Annotated in this window: 20 protein-coding genes and 2 pseudogenes; 14 read left to right on the forward strand and 8 right to left on the reverse strand. The window is 38.5% G+C overall.

Annotated features, from left to right (window positions below):
• Positions 1-192: 192 nt before the first annotated feature.
• Both rpe and trpS read left to right on the forward strand, forming a co-directional pair.
• Entirely contained in the window at positions 193-867 is a 675-nt protein-coding gene (gene rpe, locus ABD005_RS16380) for a ribulose-phosphate 3-epimerase (RefSeq protein WP_215979436.1), read from the forward strand.
• Positions 868-910: 43 nt separating this feature from the next.
• Positions 911-1,915, forward strand: a complete 1,005-nt coding sequence (gene trpS, locus ABD005_RS16385) for a tryptophan--tRNA ligase (protein WP_343818765.1) — start codon at positions 911-913, stop codon at positions 1,913-1,915.
• 138 nt (positions 1,916-2,053) lie between these two features.
• On the opposite strand, the gene ABD005_RS16390 is transcribed toward trpS, so the two are convergent.
• Both ABD005_RS16390 and ABD005_RS16395 read right to left on the reverse strand, forming a co-directional pair.
• Positions 2,054-3,025 (reverse strand): FHA domain-containing protein, encoded by a 972-nt coding sequence (locus ABD005_RS16390; protein ID WP_343818767.1) that lies wholly within the window; start codon positions 3,023-3,025, stop codon positions 2,054-2,056.
• Positions 3,016-4,272: a S1 family peptidase gene (locus tag ABD005_RS16395; protein ID WP_343818769.1), complete on the reverse strand. Its 1,257-nt coding sequence runs from the start codon at positions 4,270-4,272 to the stop codon at positions 3,016-3,018. Before ABD005_RS16395 ends, ABD005_RS16390 begins: the two co-directional genes overlap by 10 nt.
• A gap of 305 nt (positions 4,273-4,577) precedes the next feature.
• Between ABD005_RS16395 and ABD005_RS16400 the strand changes: the two genes are divergently transcribed.
• The 5 genes and pseudogenes from ABD005_RS16400 to ABD005_RS16420 all read left to right on the forward strand — a co-directional run bounded on the left by ABD005_RS16400 (position 4,578) and on the right by ABD005_RS16420 (position 6,565).
• A complete protein-coding gene (locus tag ABD005_RS16400) occupies positions 4,578-4,847 on the forward strand; it encodes a DUF3081 family protein (RefSeq protein WP_215979440.1) in 270 nt (89 codons plus the stop codon).
• Complete coding sequence (locus ABD005_RS16405) at positions 4,840-5,496, forward strand: HAD family hydrolase (RefSeq protein ID WP_343818772.1); 657 nt, start codon at positions 4,840-4,842, stop codon at positions 5,494-5,496. Before ABD005_RS16400 ends, ABD005_RS16405 begins: the two co-directional genes overlap by 8 nt.
• A gap of 8 nt (positions 5,497-5,504) precedes the next feature.
• Positions 5,505-5,987, forward strand: a complete 483-nt coding sequence (locus tag ABD005_RS16410; RefSeq protein ID WP_343818774.1) for a CIA30 family protein — start codon at positions 5,505-5,507, stop codon at positions 5,985-5,987.
• A gap of 63 nt (positions 5,988-6,050) precedes the next feature.
• A pseudogene (locus tag ABD005_RS16415) lies at positions 6,051-6,245 on the forward strand (hypothetical protein); the annotation flags it as partial.
• A gap of 104 nt (positions 6,246-6,349) precedes the next feature.
• Complete coding sequence (locus tag ABD005_RS16420) at positions 6,350-6,565, forward strand: TIGR02450 family Trp-rich protein (protein WP_215979396.1); 216 nt, start codon at positions 6,350-6,352, stop codon at positions 6,563-6,565.
• Between the two features lie 94 nt (positions 6,566-6,659).
• Here ABD005_RS16420 and ABD005_RS16425 read toward each other — a convergent pair whose 3' ends face one another.
• The 6 genes from ABD005_RS16425 to ABD005_RS16450 form a co-directional block, all read right to left on the reverse strand.
• Positions 6,660-7,400, reverse strand: coding sequence for an SDR family NAD(P)-dependent oxidoreductase (locus ABD005_RS16425; protein ID WP_343818776.1), 741 nt, complete (start codon positions 7,398-7,400; stop codon positions 6,660-6,662).
• Positions 7,363-7,827: a thiol-disulfide oxidoreductase DCC family protein gene (locus tag ABD005_RS16430; protein ID WP_343818778.1), complete on the reverse strand. Its 465-nt coding sequence runs from the start codon at positions 7,825-7,827 to the stop codon at positions 7,363-7,365. Before ABD005_RS16430 ends, ABD005_RS16425 begins: the two co-directional genes overlap by 38 nt.
• Positions 7,824-8,486, reverse strand: a complete 663-nt coding sequence (locus ABD005_RS16435) for a flavin reductase family protein (RefSeq protein WP_343818807.1) — start codon at positions 8,484-8,486, stop codon at positions 7,824-7,826. The genes ABD005_RS16430 and ABD005_RS16435 overlap by 4 nt, the downstream gene beginning before the upstream one ends.
• 213 nt (positions 8,487-8,699) lie before the next feature.
• On the reverse strand, positions 8,700-9,323 hold the full coding sequence (locus ABD005_RS16440; protein WP_215979399.1) for a LysE family translocator: 624 nt from the start codon (positions 9,321-9,323) through the stop codon (positions 8,700-8,702).
• Between the two features lie 110 nt (positions 9,324-9,433).
• Positions 9,434-10,846, reverse strand: coding sequence for an alkaline phosphatase (locus ABD005_RS16445; RefSeq protein ID WP_343818780.1), 1,413 nt, complete (start codon positions 10,844-10,846; stop codon positions 9,434-9,436).
• A 223-nt stretch (positions 10,847-11,069) separates the two neighbouring features.
• The gene (locus tag ABD005_RS16450; protein ID WP_343818782.1) at positions 11,070-12,035 is read right to left on the reverse strand and encodes an NAD(P)-dependent oxidoreductase; all 966 of its coding nucleotides are present in this window, start codon (positions 12,033-12,035) and stop codon (positions 11,070-11,072) included.
• 155 nt (positions 12,036-12,190) lie between these two features.
• On the opposite strand from ABD005_RS16450, the gene prmA reads away from it, so the two are divergent.
• The 7 genes and pseudogenes from prmA to purD all read left to right on the forward strand — a co-directional run bounded on the left by prmA (position 12,191) and on the right by purD (position 19,329).
• A complete protein-coding gene (gene prmA, locus ABD005_RS16455) occupies positions 12,191-13,072 on the forward strand; it encodes a 50S ribosomal protein L11 methyltransferase (RefSeq protein WP_343818784.1) in 882 nt (293 codons plus the stop codon).
• 104 nt (positions 13,073-13,176) lie between these two features.
• A pseudogene (locus tag ABD005_RS18200) lies at positions 13,177-13,431 on the forward strand (hypothetical protein).
• Between the two features lie 315 nt (positions 13,432-13,746).
• Positions 13,747-14,748: a tRNA dihydrouridine synthase DusB gene (gene dusB / locus ABD005_RS16460; protein WP_343818786.1), complete on the forward strand. Its 1,002-nt coding sequence runs from the start codon at positions 13,747-13,749 to the stop codon at positions 14,746-14,748.
• Between the two features lie 72 nt (positions 14,749-14,820).
• Complete coding sequence (gene fis / locus ABD005_RS16465; protein ID WP_011041412.1) at positions 14,821-15,108, forward strand: DNA-binding transcriptional regulator Fis; 288 nt, start codon at positions 14,821-14,823, stop codon at positions 15,106-15,108.
• 123 nt (positions 15,109-15,231) lie between these two features.
• Positions 15,232-16,833, forward strand: coding sequence for a bifunctional phosphoribosylaminoimidazolecarboxamide formyltransferase/IMP cyclohydrolase (gene purH / locus ABD005_RS16470; RefSeq protein ID WP_215979404.1), 1,602 nt, complete (start codon positions 15,232-15,234; stop codon positions 16,831-16,833).
• 311 nt (positions 16,834-17,144) lie between these two features.
• Entirely contained in the window at positions 17,145-17,999 is an 855-nt protein-coding gene (locus ABD005_RS16475) for a class I SAM-dependent methyltransferase (RefSeq protein WP_343818797.1), read from the forward strand.
• 34 nt (positions 18,000-18,033) lie between these two features.
• On the forward strand, positions 18,034-19,329 hold the full coding sequence (gene purD, locus ABD005_RS16480; RefSeq protein WP_343818799.1) for a phosphoribosylamine--glycine ligase: 1,296 nt from the start codon (positions 18,034-18,036) through the stop codon (positions 19,327-19,329).
• Positions 19,330-20,027 lie beyond the last annotated feature (698 nt).

Below are 20,027 nucleotides of genomic sequence, written 5' to 3' on the forward strand. Positions count from 1 at the left end.
TAACGATATTAATAACAGTGGTTTAGGAGGTTTAAATGAATTATATAATCAAGGGTGATTGTTTTTTATGCTCCTTAACGGTGCGGTTTTGTTAAAACTGCACCAGATTAATAGGTACAGTTATCACTTTCATATTCGCATTTCATTTTGGCTTGGGTATAATGTGGGCTGTTTTTTCAGGAATATACCATTATGCCTTCATACTTAATTGCTCCATCAATACTTTCTGCTGATTTCGCTCGTTTAGGTGACGATGTAGCTAAAGTACTTGCTGCAGGTGCAGATGTTGTTCACTTTGATGTGATGGACAACCATTTTGTGCCTAACTTAACATTTGGTCCTATGATCTGTGAGTCGTTAAGAAGTTACGGTATTACAGCGCCTATTGACGTACATTTAATGGTAAAGCCGGTTGATAGCTTAGTGCCTAGTTTCGCTAAAGCAGGAGCTGATATTATTACCTTTCATCCTGAAGCTAGCGATCATATTGATAGAACTTTACAGCTAATTAAAGATAATGGTTGTAAAGCGGGTTTAGTGTTAAATCCAGCAACACCTCTGCATTGTTTAGACTTTGTGATGGATAAACTCGATGTTATTTTATTGATGTCGGTGAATCCTGGCTTTGGTGGGCAATCATTTATTCCAACTACTTTAGATAAAATTCGCTTAGTCAAAGAAAAAATTATCGCTAGTGGCCGAGATATTCGCTTGCAAGTTGATGGCGGTGTTAAGGCAAGTAATATTGCTGAAATTGCGGCGGCAGGTGCTGATATGTTTGTTGCCGGTAGCGCGATTTTTTCGCAGCCAGATTATAAAGTCGCCATTGATGATATGCGCGCAGAATTAAAAAAAGTAACGCCATAGCCGTTACGATAAAATAACGATTAAAGTAATTTAAAGGAAAATCATGAGTAAACCTATTGTATTAAGTGGCTGTCAGCCTTCAGGCGAATTAACTATTGGTAATTATTTAGGCGCATTAAAGCAATGGGTAAATATGCAACCAACCCATGAGTGTTATTATATGTTGGTTGATCAACACGCTATTACGGTTCGCCCTAAAGCGGCTGACTTACGTAATGCTACCCTTGACGGTTTAGCGCTATATTTGGCTTGTGGTGTTGACCCAGAGCAAAGCACTATTTTTATTCAGTCACATGTACCTGAGCATGCACAACTTAGTTGGGTACTAAACTGCTACACCCAAATGGGTGAATTAAACCGTATGACTCAATATAAAGATAAGTCACAAAAATCTGAAGCAAATATGAACTCAGGCTTGTTTACTTATCCAGTATTAATGGCGGCAGATATTTTACTTTATGGTGCCGATACTGTGCCGGTAGGTGACGACCAGAAGCAACATTTAGAGTTAGCGCGTGATATTGCAACACGCTTTAATAATATTTATGGTGATATTTTTACTGTGCCAGATCCTTTTATTCCACAGCACGGCGCTCGTGTTATGAGTTTGCTTGAACCAAGCAAGAAAATGTCTAAGTCGGACACTAATCCGGGTAACTTTATTGGTTTATTAGAAGACCCTAAAAAAATTAGTAAAAAGATTAAGCGTGCGGTCACTGATTCAGACGAGCAAGCACGTATTTATTACAACATTGAAGAAAAGCCAGGCGTGTCTAATTTATTATCGCTATTATCATGCGCAACAGGAAAAACCGTCGCTGATTTAGTGCCTGAGTATGAAGATAAAATGTATGGTCATTTAAAAGGTGATGTTGCTGATGCTGTAGTTGCCATGCTTGAGCCTATTCAAACTAAGTTTCATGAATACCGCGCAGACCAAAACTTTTTAGAGCAAGTAATGCGCAGTGGCGCACAAAAAGCTTCTCAAAAAGCGAGCCCAATTTTAACTTCTGTGTATGATGCGGTAGGTTTCATTCCTCGCCCATAAATAGAAAGCTAGATAAACATTTTTTAAGCCGAGCTCAGGTTAAAGTAATAAAAAGCCCCCAAGCATTGTGATGTTTGGGGGCTTTTTATATTGGTCATATTCTTATTTAAAATAGCGAAATGGCTATACAGATAATTATTACTCTTCTTCTTGAATAGACTTTTCAGCATCAATAAACAGTTGCTTACTTTGCTCAACAAAATCATCTACGCTACTACTTGGTGCAAGCAAAAAGCTTGGATCCATAATGGTCGCGTTATAGTTTGGATGAGGATCAAATTCAGGCTTGTTACTATACTGTACTAAGTAGCCGCCACCGAACAGTAATACGGTTAAACCTAACGCGGTAACCATTCTACGTTTTGCCGTCATATGAAAACCAATATAACTGTTGAGCCATAATAGGGTGAAAGTTAATGCAATAGGTACTAAGTTAATAAGAATTAGCATTACAGAATGACTAGCAGTATTAAACGCGACAATATTTTCCAATAAATCACTGAGCCACATTAAATTAAATAATGCAAAGCTGACCCCTAACTGCGCCATAACACGAGCATCATTTTTAGTTAAATGTGATACTAATGCGACAGCCGCAGGCCATACCCCAAATAGCAAAGACATGCCTATAGCGCTAACGAGTAGTTGGCTTAAGTTACTTTCCATTGGGTTGTTTAAGTAGAAAACACCACCGGCAACCATAATAAAAATAGCAATGCTTAAGGTGAGAGCTATTGGACTGCGTAACAAGTCGATTAAGTTTTCAAAGGCACTAAAAGGTACAGTAGGCGCTACTTTATGGTCTCGAAATACAATACGGAGTTGGCTTTTTCCTAAATTAATAATATCGCCGTCTTCAATAATATGCTGGTTAGCTGATTGCTTTTTATTGCTAGCATTTTCTAGAAAGGTGCCATTAATCGTATTCTTGTCAGTTAACGTCCAAACACCGTCATTAAAATTGATATCAAGATGCTGTGGACAAATATGTGGATCGGATAAAATAATATCGTTGTTATAATCACGGCCAATACGAACCGTGTTTTTATTTAACTGGTGACGATGTAGTAATTTTTGACCACGGCTAATTTCCTCAATAATTATTTCCATGATACAGCCTCCATAAATTTATGGGTAAAGGCCATCGCATTTTTCTGGCTAACACCGGCAATAGTAAAGTGACTGACCAATGCTTGTTGGCCTTTATCAACTGAGGCACCTAAATATAAAACATCAAATAGTTTGGGAAAGTCTTTATAAGCACGAGTACAAAAAATACTTTTGCTTGTCATATTATTATTTTGCGGTGTGGTTAAGTCGTGCTGACATTGAAACTCGCTGACATCACCTTTACCAGCACGATTTCCTGCGCCAGCTCTTGCTATTTGTTGTTGATATAAATGATAGAACTTACTATCGCTCAACTCTTTTGCTTGCATGTGTTTGAACTCTATTTCAATATTCCCAGTAAATAAGTTCGCGGCTAAATAAGTATCTTCGTCTAAAGAGCAGTTAGCAACAGCGGCTAAAATTAAGGCATCACTCTTATCGGTATTTGAGTCACCCCAACAACGAATAAAAGGCACATCAATAATCGGAATAATTCCGTTGGCACCTAACTGTTTTGGTTGCCATGGACTATTAAGTAGCGTTGACATTAGCTCGTTCTGACTTGCTAACAGTTGAGATGCCATTTGTTTTTTTATGTCAGCAGGAGGTGATTTCTTAAACTCAGCATAGAGCTTTATTAACTTTCCGTGTGGAACGAGAAAACCTATTTGGTTACCTGAGGTGGCAACATTAATACCAACCACTTCCGCGTCTTTATTTACTACCGGACCCCCACTCATTCCTGAGTTAATTGAGCCGGTGAAGTGAATGCGATCACTAAATGATTCTTTTTTTAGACCATTGTATGTTCCTGGAACAACAATCATTCCTAAGTCATGTGGGTTACCTAATGAGAATAGTTTTTCACCTTTTTGAGGTGAGCTTTTCGAAAGTAAAAAATAATCCATGGGGGCAGTAACTTCGCGCTCAACTAAAGCAAGATCGTTAATTACATCAACACTTTTAAGTGTTAATTCGCCAGTACTTCCTAAGTTATCTAAGTATTCAATACGGTATTTAGTGGGATGGCGAGCATAACTTGAAATAACATGATAATTGGTTGCTATCATGCCATCGCTACTAATTTGAAAGCCAGACCCTATTGAAGATTTTTCTCCACTGGCCTTATCAATAAGCTTAATTTGATACAATGATGATGTTAATTGAGCAAAAATTTCTTCTGCTTGCTCGGCGGCGTGACTGGTAAAACTTACCAGTATAAAAAATAAGGTAAAAATCGCTTTCATTTATCTTCCTAATGAGAATGTCCAATACCATTGTGCCATTGTTTAGCCGCTAAAAATAGTCATAGTAAATATCATTTTTTGTTCCGTAAATTCACAATATTACGTGGGAATTTTATTTCACTTAATTACAAATATTATTATTATTTGCGCTGACACTACAATACATGTAGCCGTTATAATTCTTTGTTTATGGTGAACTTTTAGTATTAACTCATCGTATTAACTTGTTAAGGTTATATAGCTACTACTTTCACCTATTATATTTTGCTATATAGAGTCTGACACTTTATCCATTAGGAGCAGTGATGCACCAACCACAATTAAGCTTAAAACAATATTTAAAAGCCTTTAATATCATCACTTCAAAAGGGGACAAATCAAAGCATCGTTATTGTTTAGATAATGTTGATGCTTGGCATGATTTTGATGGTTATACCTGCTTTTTAGGTTATAAAGACTTAACCTTGACCCTATTATTTCATGGCAGGTACGCATTTGATTATCAGCATGAAGAAACCTTAACTGCTTTTTTAGCCTTACTTACAGAAATGCTAAAGGATAATCGCAGTGACTAATTTATTATCAGGTTTTGAAAATCATGTGTTAAATCATCATCAGGTGCTAGTTGGTGACCTGAGTGGTATCATTTTTGATTTAGATAATACCTTGGTCACATCATCGTTAGATTTTGCGGAAATCAAAGCTGAGCTTAACTGCCCAGAGCATCTTGATGTTTTATCTTTTGTTGCATCGCTTCCTATTGAGCAGCAACACGCCGCCAGTGAAAAAATTGTTGAGTTTGAGATGGCTGATGCACATTCATCTTCTTTGCTTGCAGGTACTAGGGAAATTCTTGCATTGTTAACCTCGCTAAATTTACCATTTGCTATAGTCACGCGAAACTGTAAAGCGGCAGCACAGGTAAAATTAACAAAAAATGATTTAACTATTGATTTGGTATTAACGCGAGAGGAGCATAAAGCGAAACCAGCGCCAGATGCCTTACTTCATATTGCTAACTTATGGCGGTGTCCGCCAGAAAAGTTACTCTATGTAGGTGATTACCTTTACGATATACAAGCGGCGAAAAATGCTAATATGCCTTCATGTTTATTAACTTTTGGTGAGCAACCGCCTTACGCCCATTTAGCTACCTTAGTTGCCCAAGATTTAAGTGAGTTAAATAAAGCGCTGACCATAGCATTTAGTGATGTGAATCATTAACCTCTAATATGTTAATTAACTTTACTGAGTCAAACGAAATAAATTACTGGCGTGTCTCGAATGACAGCGTTATGGGTGGTGTTTCATCGAGCCTAATGTTGATTGAAGGCAATTATGGGCGTTTTTTCGGTAACATTTCACGGGATAGCAATGGTGGCTTTAGTTCGGTCTATCGACGAATTGAATCATTAGCCTCAGGTGTTGAGCGTATCCGTATTAATAGCAAAGGGGATGGTCAAACTTATCAAGTACGCATTATGTCTCATGTTGATGGTTATCGAGTTGCGTATCGTCACAATTTTGTCACCTTAAACGGCATTGAACAGCAGTCTAGTTTTAAACTGGCTGATTTTATTGCGACCTTTCGCGGCAGGCTATTACCTAACGCTCCAAAGTTAACGGCAGAAAGTGTGCAAGAGGTGGGCTTTTTAATGACTAAAAAAAAGCCAGGTAAGTTTGCTCTAATCATTAGTAATATTGAGTTTAGCTAGGGGCTGTTGATCTTTCGCGGTTAAATTTTGTTCGAGATAAAAGCGTTTTAATCGCGGCGGACAGTGTGTTGCCTAGTCATTCTAAGCAAATACTGTTCAACAAAGCGTAAAACGCTTTTAGCCGAATCCTTCGGACAGCGTTTGTTGGCCATTTTTACTGCGTTATCGCCTTTTTAGGTAGAATAACTACATTACAAAGGCTCTGCCTTGTATAAATACCCAACAAAAAGCTGCAAAAATAATCTCGAAAGATCAACAGCCCTAAATATTCTCACACTAATAAAAGTATATTTTCTAGTAATTTGTTGCTACAGAAAAACTGACAAAAGACCCAATAGTCCAAGAGAGCATAAGGTAAACCTATGAATAAAGTGAGTCCTAAGTCTTTACTCAACAGTAAATGGACCAAAGTTGAAGTTATTAATAAAGAAAAGCATTTTATTATTACTGCTGTGGAGTTTGATGAGGAACAGCGGGTGTCAGAATGTATTATTGAAGCGGTTATTAATAACAATGAGTACAGTATTAATTGGCGTGATTTAAAAAATCCACAGTTATGGAAAATTGGTTGGCAGTGAGCTCTGCAGTTAGATAGCCCAGTAATTATCTAAGGCTTTCTCCTCGTGTTTGATTAGCGCGACAAATCACGACTATTCGCTTTATTAGTGGTAACTAATAACTAATATTCTCCGCTTGCCAATCAACAAAACTTAGTTGACCATCCACAAGTGCTTTATCGCTTATTGAGGTTAGTTGCTTAGCAACAAACTCAGGGGTAAATAACTTTCCTTTAGGCACGTTTTGCTGAAAGGGTTTAGATAAATCTGTATCAGTAGTACCTGGGTGAAACGCGATAACTTTGATATTTTTTGCTCGTCTTGCAAACTCTATTGCGGTATTTTTTAGCATCATATTCAACGCGGCTTTTGATGCTCGATAACTATACCAACCGCCAAGCCTATTATCAGAAATACTCCCTACTCTGGCGCTAAGTACCACTAATTTACACACTGTCTTTCCTGTAAGTAATGGTGTTAAGGTTTTTATCCATAACATTGGTGTTAGCGCATTAGCGTTCATTACCGCTGAGAAAGCGTCAGGGGCTATATCTTCTAGTTTTTTCTCAGGTTGCACCGTTGCGTTGTGCAATATGCCATGGCAAATATAAACTCGGGTAATAGGCTGTGAGCTTTGTTGTGTTAATTGCTCTGCCACCTTTGCCATCGTGGTAGAGCTGTAGTTTTCAACATTAATGATATTGAGATTTTTGTGTCTCTTCTTTAGTTGTTGGTATGCCGAGCTGTTACGACTAACGATCGTAACGCAAGTGCTTTTTTGTTGTAGGCTTTTGGCAGCAATAGCCTGGGCTATGCCGCTATTTGCCCCGAGAATTAGCGTTTGTTCTGTCATCATAACAAGTGCCTTTATTGCAATAAGGTTTGTTAATGCCAAATGTCTTGGCAAGAAAAGTCGAAATACTTTGCCTGTGCTTAGCGACCCATAAATAAATTTGATGTGATAAAGGCTTTATCAGTGGCCAATTAAGCGGAGCGACCCAAAAACCTTTACCAACCAGCGTCCATGCTCTATGAGTAACCGCTAATCCTAATAATATTTCCGTACCGTATAAACCATGTAATATTTTCATGGCTTGCTCGACCTCAATATTCGGATATAAAGTTGAAAAATCACTTTGATGAATATCTACTAGCGTTATTAGGTTGTTTACATCCTTGCGTTTGAGGTGAGCCATTTCAGCGCAGCACAATGGGCAGCTACTATCATAGAGAATAGTTAAGCCTTGAGTAGGGGGAGTAATTCTCTCAGTATTATTTGTCACTGGGTAGTACCTCTTTCTCCATCAATGGTTAATGGTGTTAAAGGTGTTTCTGGTTTGGCATAACTAAGCCGCCCTAAATGTTGAGTAATATGGTAGCTATCGAGGCTAGAAACACAAACGGTATTTAGACTTTCTAAGTCAAGGTAACCGTCTGCTTTTATCGCACTTTGCTGACATAAAATATCGGTGATTTCTCCAATGACAAATTGGGTATTATTACTTGCAATAGGGATGATTTCTTTTAACACAACGGCATATTTGACTAAGCTTTGTTCAACAAATGGTGCTTGGTGGCCATCAATAAAACTTACACTTAGGTCAGTCTCTGAGAATTCACTGTGGTTTGGTGGATAGCGTGCCGAGGTTTGGTGCGCTTGCTGCCAAAAAGTACTCGATACTTGGTTAATGGTGTAGTGCTTCGTGAGTAAAATATTATTGAGAGTATCTCGCGGCACTGTATCTGGGCGCATAATAAAGCCAACTAAAGCAGGTGATGCTCCTAAATGCACAACTGAACTAAATATTGCTAAGTTGGTATTGCCAATGTTATCGCAAGTGCCGATAACATTGGCGCTTTTAAAGCCAGAAAGGCTATTAATTAACTTAGCTCGATAGCGGTTGTCTTTATTATATAAGTCTTGCAATGGGATATGTTGCATCATTAAAATAAGCTCTACTTTGATTTTGGCTGGAAAATTTCCTTATTTATATTGAGGTAGATACGTTAGCAAGAGGCAGTAAGATCAGTTAAGAAGGGATAGGGTATAATAAGTAGCATTAGGCCTGGTGCCAGCTTTACACTAATTATTTGCTCGGGGTGATATTTATAAAAGCTCTAAGCGATATTTTGCAGTAGTTTATTGGTGAGGGGATTAACTTAAAGCAAGCCACACAGCGACGAGAACCATTAAGGTGCCTGATATCTTATTCATTAGTTTTACGTTATCGCCTTTAGTGAGCACTTTGCCTATAGTTTTACCACCAGTGGCATAAATCATCATACAAATAAACTCTGATAAAATAATAACAGCTAATAGCATAGCCAGTTGCGGAGCAAGAGTTAGTTGTGGGTTAATAAAGGGAGGGAGCAACGACACCATGAACGCCCAACCTTTAGGGTTAGCAATTGCAGTGATAAACCCCTGATTAAAAAGCGGTAAACGCTTTGTTGCTTGCTGCTCATTATTTACCTTGTTCAGTGCAAGTTTTCCACGTGAACGCCACATATTAATCCCAACATACAGTAAGTAGCTTGCACCAATCAGCTTGAGTATTGAAAATATTTTCGGGTATTCAAGCATAACGGCGGAAACCCCGATAACCGCAGCAATTGCCACTAATGCAACTCCGAGGAGTTCACCGTACATCATCCATAAGGTTTTACGAATACCAATAGACATGCCCAATGTCATTGCTAGCGTCATGCACATACCCGGGGTAATACTGACGAGAAAGAAAGTAGGAATAAAAAGCAGTAATAAAGTGGTATCTAACATAAGGTGCTACAACGCTAATTAAGTGACTAGCATAATTTCGGGATAACTATGTTAGGTAAAGGACCAATAATTAGCAGAAACTATTGGTCATGATTTTGTTATTTAGGTGTTTATTGTGCAGGTTTTCCGAGTAGGGTGAATATTTTATTAGCAATATCGGTATTGTCTATATTGCCACCAAACATTTCACTGTGCTGGCCAAGTGCAAATACTGGAACGTCTACTGCTGTATGGCCGTAAGATGTCCAACCTGTATTGGTTCTAGCATCAATAATTTGTTTTACGATCTCATAGAGTGCAGCGCTAATTCGAGGCTTGCTCATGGATTTTTGCTGCTCTTTACTGGCTGAGTAATAAGCCGCGGTTTGCTCTGATGCATTATATTTACTTTGCTGCAGTTTTATTAACTCTTGATCCGTTAATGTGAAGTTAAATAAATCACTTGCTTCAGTGGCTGTAATATCATTTTTTGCCAACTGTTTAGCTATTGATGACGGTGAATGTTTCATCGAACGAAGTATTTCTGGGTTCCATTCATAAACACCATTCGCGGCGATAGTAAAACCGCCAGTGCTGTGATCCGCTGTCAGAATGACTAAAGTGTCAGGGTTATTCTCAACATAGTTTTCAAGGTATAGCATCGTTTGTGAAAGATCATCCATCTCACTCATTGCTGCTGCTACATCATTGCTATGACCCGCCCAGTCTACTTGACTTGCTTCAACTAACATAAAGTACCCTTGAGGGTTTTCTAATTGCTTAATTGCGGCTTTTGTCATTGTTGATAAACGATTTTTATCAGTGTCGTCTAGTGACCAAGGCAAACCAATATCGGCGAAAAGCCCTAATACTGGTTTGTTTTCTGGTAATGTCGCCAATGCGGAATAGTTATCAATATAGTGAAACCCTTTTACTGAAAACTCATCAACGAGATTTCTATCTTCGCGAATAAAATATTCCCAGCCACCACCTAAAATTACATCAGCTTTAATACCGTCATCAATATAACTATCCGCAATAGCATTGTAATTACGTCGACTTTCATTGTGGGCTAAATATGATGCTGGGGTTGCATGGTTAACTTGTGAAGTAACTACAACACCGGTTTTTTTACCTTGTAATTTTGCCCACTCAAGTACTGTTTGCACCGGTTGTTTATTAACATCTAACCCAATAGCGCCATTATAGCTTTTTACTCCGGTTGATAGTGCTGTTGCACTTGCTGCTGAGTCGGTAACATAACCTGATACTCTAGCAGGGTAGGTGTTTGACATACCAAGTAAGTGGCGATCAAATACAGTTTCTTCAATAGCAGGAGTATTCGGGTCATCATTATAATATCTATACGCAGTGGTATAGGCAGGCCCCATACCATCGCCAACAACCATAATTATATTTTTAGGTAAATGTTTTTGGGGTTGAGTACTTGTGTTGGTTACTTGTGTGGTATTTGCTTGATTATCAGTTGTGTTACAAGCACTAAGCGTTAAGGTAAGACAAAAAGCGGTTATTATATTTTTCATGGAGGATCTTTTATTATTAGGAAATGTATCGTGTCGCTGTATTATTGCGAAATATAGCACTGCCTTCATTATTGAATAGGCAGAATAATAACAAATAAAAAAGCAGCTATCACTAGGGGCTGTTGATCTTTCGAGATTGTTTTTGCAGCTTTTTGTTGGGCAGTGCACTTGGTTTTACTTATTACAATTTACGTGAGCGTGATAAATTGTAATAAGTAAGGTGCTAAGCGCCACAGCTGATAATTCTGCTGTTTACTTCGCTATGGTTTAAGGCTGAATTATTCGGCAACTCATCTTCTCCTGCGAGTAAGTAAATAACCTGTTTTCCTTGCTCTGCAAGCTCTAATGCATGCTGAAAGTTAACGAGAATAGTTGAACTAATACATTGTGGAAACTTATCAGCATCGCGACGTACATATTCAATTAATTCGATATTCACGTCTTCATCATAAAAAACCGCATCAGCAAACTGCATTGCTCTGTGAGCACTTAAGGTTAAATGATCAGGATTACCTGTTTTAGTTTTAATAAAGACTATTTCACCTTCAGGTGGCGCTATTTGTTCTTTCAGGCTGGCGATAAGCTGTTGTTCTGCGGCTTGTTGATTACCATCTAATAGATTTTTACCAATAGAGCCGCGGAGTGTTTTTTCCCAGAAACTACGACGATTACGTAACCCTTTAACACGCGCCTTAACATGATCACGAAACTTTAACGAGAAGTCAGCTAATCGTCCGTAGCCTTGCGGCAAAACTTTCTCTATTTGCTCTCTTAGCATGCGCACTAGAATAGGAGCACTACCCGAACTTGAAAGCGCAACAATCATAGGCGCCCGATCAATAATAGCTGGCGTTATATATGTACACAGCTCGGGTTGATCAACAACATTAATTAAAATTTTTAACGGCAACGCTTCGTTATAAATTCGTTGGTTTACTTGCGCGTTATCGGTTGCTGCTATTACGAGTGTTGTATCTGCTAAATGCCCAGCTTCATAATCATGGGCTAAATGGGTTAACTGATTATCTTGAATCAAACGGGCGACGCTTTCACTTAATTGCAGTGACATTACCGTTATTTTTGTTGTTGTTTTTAATAGGAGTTCTATTTTACGAGCGGCAACATCACCACCACCAACAACAAGGGCATTAATTCTGTTAGCATCGAGAAAAACAGGGAAATATTTCACGGCAACCACTCCAAAATATTGAAAAATCTAATATACGTTTAGTTTAACGTAAAGGTTTAACCAGACATACTGCTTTCTACATAGTGCTATTAGCCAACATTAATGAGTGATAAACTAGGGTTAATTTTATATGAATACTAAATGTTGAGAAAAATATGCCTTGGATCCAACTAAGATTAAGTGCAAATGAAGATAACGCCGAGAAGTATAGCGACTGGCTATCGGCATGTGGCTCACAAGCAGTTACTTTTATTGATGCACAAGACACTCCAATATACGAGCCTTTACCTGGCGATGAAGTTATTTATTGGTCAAATACCGTTGTAATGGGGTTGTTTGATGCCAGTCATGATATGGATAAAGTGATTAGTTACTTACAAAGTATCCATCCTGACAAAGAAAATATGCAGTACAAACTTGAACAGTTAGAAGATAAAGACTGGGAACGTGAGTGGATGGATAACTTTCACCCAATGAAGTTTGGCGAACGCTTATGGATTTGTCCAAGCTGGCGTGAAGTACCTGAGCCAGAAGCGGTTAATGTAATGCTCGACCCTGGTCTTGCCTTTGGCACGGGAACACACCCTACAACCGCATTATGTTTAACGTGGTTAGACAGCTTAGACCTGAAAGAGAAAACTGTGGTTGATTTTGGTTGTGGTTCAGGCATTTTATCGCTAGCTGCGCTCAAGTTAGGCGCTAAAAAGGTTATTGGTATTGATATCGACCCACAAGCATTACAAGCTAGCCTAGCGAATGCTCAGCGTAATCAAGTTGATGAGCGCCTTGAGTTATACTTACCGAAAGATCAGCCAGAATTTAAAGCCGATGTTGTGGTTGCTAATATTTTAGCAGGCCCATTACGCGAATTAGCCCCAACCATTATGGAATATGTTGGCGATAAAGGTTTAGTGGCATTATCAGGTGTACTAGAAGAGCAAGCGCAAACATTACAAGAAATTTACGGACAATGGTGTACTATGCAACCCGTTACTATTAAAGAAGAATGGGTTCGTTTAAACGGCAAACGCAAATAATAGTTAATAAACTTATACATAGCTAGCGGCTGTTTATCTTTCACGGTTAACTTTTGTTCGAGCTAAAAGGGCTTTAATCGCGGCGAGTAGCGTGTAGCCTAGTCATTCTAAGCAAATACTGCTCAACAAAGCGTAAAACGCTTTTGGCCGAACCCTTCGGGCAGCGTTTGTTAATCATTTTTACAGCGTTATCGCCTTTTTAGGTAACGCTACATGAATGTAGCCTATTAGATAATGCAGGCGCTTATTGTCCTGAATAACTACATTACAAAGGCTCTGCCTGGTATAAATACCTAACAATTAGCTGCAAAAACAATCTCGAAAGCTTAACATCCCCTAAACCTATTAATGAAAGTTAATAGGTTTTTTATTGTCTGGATATATTGACTCGCTCATTTAATAAGCACTACTATTATCTACAACGGATAACATATTTTTAACGGTAACCTCGCTACATATGTTATTCTGACTAAGTTTTCAATACTTTTTCCATAGTATTTATCAAGTATTTTGTTATGCTTTCGTGCAATTTATAGCCACTTTAGCGCTTTAATAAAAGTCAATATCAAAAAGTCGAAAAAAAGCAAAAATTGTTCAAATTCTATGCTTTTCAATTCAAATAAAAACGCGTAAACTTAGCGCCCTTTTGACTGGTAGCTCAAAAAAACAGCAGTATGAAAATTGGCTCTTATCAACTTAATTCGCAAGTAATACTCGCCCCAATGGCTGGAATTACTGATCAACCTTTTAGACAATTATGTTGTCGACTCGGTGCGGGTTTAGCCGTGTCTGAAATGCTTTCGTCTAATCCGAAAGTGTGGGACACCGATAAATCAAAGTTAAGAATGTTACATGGCGATAGCGCGGGTATTCGTTCTGTTCAAATTGCTGGTAGTTGCCCTGATGAATTAGCGTTTGCAGCTAAGGTTAATGCCGATAATGGCGCCCAAATTATTGATATCAATATGGGGTGCCCTGCAAAAAAGGTCAATAAAAAGTTAGCTGGCTCAGCGTTATTGCGTGAACCTGCTCAGGTTGAACGCATTATTCAATCTGTAGTCGCAGCGGTAGATATACCGGTAACACTAAAAATTCGCACAGGGTGGTGTGAAGATACTCGTAATGGTATTGAAATAGCAAAAATTGCACAAGATAACGGTATTGTATCGCTTGCAGTACATGGGCGTACTCGAAATGACTTTTATAAAGGTCATGCCGAATATAATACCATTAAGGCAATTAAAGCATCGGTTTCAATTCCTGTAGTGGCCAATGGTGATATTACGTCACCAGAAAAAGCACTGCAGGTACTCAATCATACTGGCGCAGACGCGATTATGATTGGGCGTGGGGCACAAGGTCGCCCGTGGATATTTAGAGAAATTAATCACTTTTTAGCCACAGGAACGAAATTAGATGCACCATCGTTGAGCGAAGTTCGCTCAATTGTGTTGAACCATGTTATGGAGCTCCATCAGTTTTATGGTGACTTCACTGGTGTGAGGTTTGCTAGAAAACACGTGTCTTGGTACGTACAAAACTTAATTGTAACGAATGAAGGGTTTAGCGAGAGCTTTACACTGGATCAAGGCAAATCGTTTAGATCTATTTTTAATGGTTTAGAGTCTACAAGTGAACAACTTGAGGCGCTAAATGTATTTTTTGATGGTTTTTAAGCTCAGGCTTTTTGCGTGAGTGAATTCCGTCAAAGTATTTAATTTTATTAACAAAAGAAAGAGTTATATCATATGTTCGAACAAAATGTTTCTTCTCCATTCATCACTGGCGATATTCAAACACAAACTAAAACATCACCATTACGTAGCCAAGCTAAAATCGCAATTAGCAACTACTTATCACAATTAAATGGTAACGATGTTGATGATATGTATGACCTTGTTTTAAGCGAAATTGAAGCACCAATGTTAGAAGAAGTGATGATGTATACTCGTGGCAACCAAACACGAGCAGCTAACTTACTTGGTATCAACCGCGGTACATTACGTAAAAAACTTAAAAAATACGGCATGAACTAATACCGATATTTTTATTGAAAGCACCTTAGGGTGCTTTTTATGTTTAAACTGCGGTCATAATTTTCGAAGTAGTTTAATCAATATAATGAACAGTCAAAATTTATTAAAAGGTACATAAACTTTATGGATACTCCACGTCCAATTAAACGCGCACTGTTAAGTGTTTCTGATAAAACAGGTATTGTTGAATTTGCTCAACGTCTAAGTGACAAAGGTGTAGATATTTTATCTACAGGCGGAACCGCTAAACTTTTAGCTGAAAACGGCATCAAAGTAACTGAAGCTTCAGACTACACTGGTCACCCTGAAATCATGGACGGCCGTGTTAAAACATTACACCCTAAAATTCACGGTGGTATTTTAGCGCGTCGTGGTACTGATGAAGCGGTAATGGCTGAAAATAACATTAGCCCAATTGACATGGTTGTTGTTAACTTGTATCCATTTGCTAATGCCGTTAGCGATGAAAACTGTTCATTAGAAAATGCTATCGAAAATATCGATATTGGTGGACCGACAATGGTTCGTGCTGCTGCTAAAAACCACAAAGACGTAACCATTATTGTTAACGCCAGTGACTACGGCCGTGTGTTAGCTGAAATGGATAACAATAACGATTCATTAACGTATAAAACACGTTTTGATTTAGCAATTGCTGCCTACGAGCATACAGCAAGTTACGACGGTATGATTGCAAACTACTTCGGTAAAATGTTACCGGCGTACGGCGAAACAGAATCTGAAGCTTCTTTTGACAATAAAGCTAAATTCCCACGTACCTTCAATAGCCAGTTTATCAAAACTCAAGACTTACGTTACGGTGAAAACTCTCACCAAGATGCTGCTTTTTACAAAGAAGCGAACCCAGAAGAAGCATCAGTTTCTACGGCTGTTCAACTTCAAGGTAAAGCATTATCTTACAACAATATTGCTGATACAGATGCTGCATTAGAATGTGTTAAAGAGTTCGACGAGCCAGCTTGTGTTATTGTAAAACATGCTAACCCATGTGGTGTTGCGATTGGCGATGATATTTTAGCAGCATATGAAGGTGCTTATAAAACAGACCCAACATCAGCTTTTGGTGGCATTATTGCGTTTAACCGTGAATTAGATGCAGCAACAGCTCAAGCAATTGTTTCTCGTCAGTTCGTTGAAGTAATTATTGCACCAAGTGTCTCTGAAGAAGCTGCTAAAGTAGTTGCAACTAAAGCAAACTTACGTTTATTAGCGTGTGGTCAATGGGACACTAAAACAACAGGGTTTGATTTCAAACGTGTTAACGGTGGCTTATTAGTACAAGATACTGATCAAGGCCGTGTATCAAGTGACGATCTTAAAGTGGTTACTAAACGTCAACCAACTGAAGATGAAATGCGCGATTTACAATTTTGTTGGAAAGTGGCTAAATTTGTAAAATCTAACGCAATTGTTTATGTAAAAAACAGCTCTACTATTGGTGTTGGCGCAGGTCAAATGAGCCGTGTTTATTCTGCTAAAGTTGCTGGTATTAAAGCGGCAGATGAAAACCTAGAGGTTGCAGGTTCAGTAATGGCATCTGATGCATTCTTCCCATTCCGCGATGGTTTAGATGCAGCAGCAGAAGCAGGTATTACCGCAGTAATTCAGCCAGGTGGTTCTATGCGTGATGACGAAGTTATTGCCGCGGCCGATGAACATAACATTGCGATGGTATTCACTGGTATGCGTCACTTCCGTCATTAATATTCACTCTTGTCGTTGTTAGTAATAATTAATATGGTGAGTGTACGAATGATTAGCGTCAGCTCTGAGTATGCCCTTTAAATTTAAGCTAACAACTTAAAGAGTTTTATTAAACGTTAATGATGAATTCAAAAACCTTTATCAAAGGTTGATGATAAAAATAAAGCAGTGTTGATTTATTTACTTACAATGAAAGTTCGTATGGAAATAAAATCAACGCTGCTTGTTTGTTTAATATCTGTTATAAATATGCTTTGAATTATTCGTATTCACTATAGTGAAAGCTCATCATCAACCAATGGAATATAGTTATGACAATAAAAGCAACAACTCTAAAATCTATTTCAATCGCATTAGCACTCACTTGTAGTGCAATGACAGCTTCAACAGTTATGGCACATGAACAGAGTGTGCAAGTAAGTGATAAAGCAACCATTGTTGCACTTGAAAAAGTGGTAATGGGTGAGCATCGTTCTGCGGCTAATAAAGCGCGTGACATATATCGTCACCCAGTTGAAACACTAAGTTTTTTTGGTTTTAACGCTAATATGACCGTTGTAGAAATTACTCCAGGTGGTGGTTGGTATACTGAAATTCTTGCTCCAGCACTTAAAGGTACAGGTAAGTTTTACGCTTCACATTACCCAGATACCGGCGAAGACAATTACTACAGTAACTCACGTAAAAAATTAGTTAAAAAGCTAGCTTCTGATGACGTTTATAGTGAAGTGGTTTTAACCGATTTTACCCCTCGTACGGTAAGTGAATTAGCTCCTAAAAGCAGTGCTGATTTAGTCTTAACATTTAGAAATTTACATAACTGGAAAGATGCTGGCGTAGAGCAAGTATTTAAAGATGCTTATACTGCATTAAAACCTGGCGGTGTATTGGGTGTTGTTGAACATAGGTTACCAGCAGGCGTAGAGCCAGAAAAAGCAGTTGGTTATGTTTCTGAAGCGCATACTATTAAACAAGCTAAGGCCGCAGGCTTTCGCTTTGCTGGTGCAAGTGAAGTCAATGCTAATCCAAAGGATTTAGCGGTTTACCCGAAAGGCGTTTGGACTTTACCGCCAGTTTTAGCGTTAAAAGATCAAGATAAAGAAAAATATTTAGCGATTGGTGAAAGTGATCGCATGACATTAAAATTTGTTAAACCATCAAAGTAGTTTGAGTTTAACAAGCGAAAAATAGGAAATATAAATGAAAGTTTTAGTTATCGGTAGTGGTGGTCGTGAGCATGCCTTAGCATGGAAGGCGGCGCAATCAAGCCAAGTTACTACCGTATTTGTAGCACCAGGTAATGCCGGCACAGCAACAGAGTCAAAATTAGAAAATGTTGCTTTAGATATTAGCGATAACGCCGCTCTTGTTGCGTTTGCAAAAGCTGAAAATATAGCTATTACTATTGTTGGTCCAGAGCAACCTTTAGTTGATGGTGTTGTAGATGCTTTTCAAGCACAAGGTTTAGCTATATTTGGCCCAAGTGCTAAAGCAGCACAACTTGAAGGTTCAAAATCGTTTACTAAAGACTTCCTTGCTCGCAATAAAATCCCAACAGGTAGCTATGCAAACTTCACTGAAGTAGAGCCCGCGCTTGCTTATGTACGTGAACAAGGCGCACCTATTGTAGTAAAGGCTGATGGTTTAGCAGCAGGTAAAGGGGTTATTGTTGCGCTTACATTAACCGAAGCCGAAGATGCAATAAAAGACATGTTGGCAGGTAATGCTTTTGGTGATGCAGGCCATCGCGTCGTTATTGAAGAGTTTCTTGAGGGTGAAGAAGCTAGCTTTATCGTAATGGTTGATGGTAAAAATGTATTACCAATGGCAACCAGTCAAGATCATAAGCGTGCCCTTAATGGTGATTTAGGTCCTAACACTGGTGGTATGGGAGCTTATTCTCCTGCGCCGGTAGTTACTGCTGATATTCATAACCGTATTATGAGTGAAGTAATCATGCCAACAGTTGAAGGCATGGCAAAAGAGGGAGCTCCATATAGCGGATTTTTATATGCTGGATTAATGATTGCCACTGATGGTACGCCAAATGTGATTGAATATAACTGTCGCTTTGGTGATCCTGAAACACAACCTATTATGATGCGTCTTCAATCAGACCTAGTTGAGCTATGTTTAGCTGCCACACGTGGTGAATTAGATAAAGCCGTTATTGAGTTTGATCAACGTGCAGCTGTAGGTGTTGTACTTGCTGCACAAGGATACCCAGCGAGCTACCCTAAAGGTGATGTTATTTCTGGCTTAGAGAAAAATACTAATACATCAGCGAAAATATTTCATGCTGGCACTAAGTTAAATGCAGAAGGTAAAGTTGTCACTAATGGTGGTCGTGTGTTGTGTGCAACGGCATTAGGTAATACTGTTACACAAGCACAGCAAGCTGCCTATGAATTACTACATCAAGTTACATGGCAGGGCGTAGAGTTCAGAACTGATATAGCATATCGTGCGATTGCACGTGAACAAGCCAATAGTTAGTTTATAATCGATAGGGCGCAGAAGAGATATAATCGAAAGGTTCAGTCTTGATACAGCTTCACGATCCTTTATAAATAGCGAAAAAACCGACCTTAGTGTCGGTTTTTTATTATCTAAAGTAAAACTAGCGCCTTATCGAAGTGGTAACTCGAATATCAGTGCACTAATAAAAGTGATCGTAGTTAATGCTCGCTGTATTGAAAGGGCTTACTATTTCAACAACGATCGTTAAAGATCTTAGCTTTTGGGCCAATAATACAGCGTTGTGTATGATAATTAACCGAACGGTTAATTAAGTGAAAATAACCCTTGATCAAATAAAAGATCTCTCTATAATGCGCTCCAGTTCCAAGGGGTTCAGCCAAAAAGAAGCCCGAAAGAACTGTTTTGATAGCTTATCTACTCGTTTTATCGAATAAACAGGCCACTTAACGTTTACTTTTAAATGATTTTAAAATTATTTGAAATTAAAGGTTGACATCAAAACTCGGAAGCGTATGATACGCATCCTGCTTCGGGGCTACGGCAACAAGCACGCTACTTACCAGTAGCGATGATAATGAGCGAATGCGACTCTTATCTTCTTCTTTAACAATTAGTTATCATGCAATTTGTGTGAACACTCACTTTATTGATGTTTTACTTAAGTTCTTAGCTTTTATAAGCGGAACAAAAAAACGCTTCAATGAATGATGTTC

It is taken from the genome of Colwellia asteriadis (genome assembly GCF_039523295.1).
Lineage (GTDB): Bacteria > Pseudomonadota > Gammaproteobacteria > Enterobacterales > Alteromonadaceae > Colwellia > Colwellia asteriadis.

Bases quoted from the DNA above. Each gene is read 5' to 3' on its own strand.
- rpe (WP_215979436.1), top strand. From the start codon at position 193: ATGCCTTCATACTTAATTGCTCCATCAATACTTTCTGCTGATTTCGCT.
- trpS (WP_343818765.1), top strand. From the start codon at position 911: ATGAGTAAACCTATTGTATTAAGTGGCTGTCAGCCTTCAGGCGAATTA.
- ABD005_RS16390 (WP_343818767.1), bottom strand. From the start codon at position 3,025: ATGGAAATAATTATTGAGGAAATTAGCCGTGGTCAAAAATTACTACAT.
- ABD005_RS16395 (WP_343818769.1), bottom strand. From the start codon at position 4,272: ATGAAAGCGATTTTTACCTTATTTTTTATACTGGTAAGTTTTACCAGT.
- ABD005_RS16400 (WP_215979440.1), top strand. From the start codon at position 4,578: ATGCACCAACCACAATTAAGCTTAAAACAATATTTAAAAGCCTTTAAT.
- ABD005_RS16410 (WP_343818774.1), top strand. From the start codon at position 5,505: ATGTTAATTAACTTTACTGAGTCAAACGAAATAAATTACTGGCGTGTC.
- ABD005_RS16420 (WP_215979396.1), top strand. From the start codon at position 6,350: ATGAATAAAGTGAGTCCTAAGTCTTTACTCAACAGTAAATGGACCAAA.
- ABD005_RS16425 (WP_343818776.1), bottom strand. From the start codon at position 7,400: ATGATGACAGAACAAACGCTAATTCTCGGGGCAAATAGCGGCATAGCC.
- ABD005_RS16435 (WP_343818807.1), bottom strand. From the start codon at position 8,486: ATGCAACATATCCCATTGCAAGACTTATATAATAAAGACAACCGCTAT.
- ABD005_RS16440 (WP_215979399.1), bottom strand. From the start codon at position 9,323: ATGTTAGATACCACTTTATTACTGCTTTTTATTCCTACTTTCTTTCTC.
- ABD005_RS16445 (WP_343818780.1), bottom strand. From the start codon at position 10,846: ATGAAAAATATAATAACCGCTTTTTGTCTTACCTTAACGCTTAGTGCT.
- prmA (WP_343818784.1), top strand. From the start codon at position 12,191: ATGCCTTGGATCCAACTAAGATTAAGTGCAAATGAAGATAACGCCGAG.
- dusB (WP_343818786.1), top strand. From the start codon at position 13,747: ATGAAAATTGGCTCTTATCAACTTAATTCGCAAGTAATACTCGCCCCA.
- fis (WP_011041412.1), top strand. From the start codon at position 14,821: ATGTTCGAACAAAATGTTTCTTCTCCATTCATCACTGGCGATATTCAA.
- purH (WP_215979404.1), top strand. From the start codon at position 15,232: ATGGATACTCCACGTCCAATTAAACGCGCACTGTTAAGTGTTTCTGAT.
- ABD005_RS16475 (WP_343818797.1), top strand. From the start codon at position 17,145: ATGACAATAAAAGCAACAACTCTAAAATCTATTTCAATCGCATTAGCA.
- purD (WP_343818799.1), top strand. From the start codon at position 18,034: ATGAAAGTTTTAGTTATCGGTAGTGGTGGTCGTGAGCATGCCTTAGCA.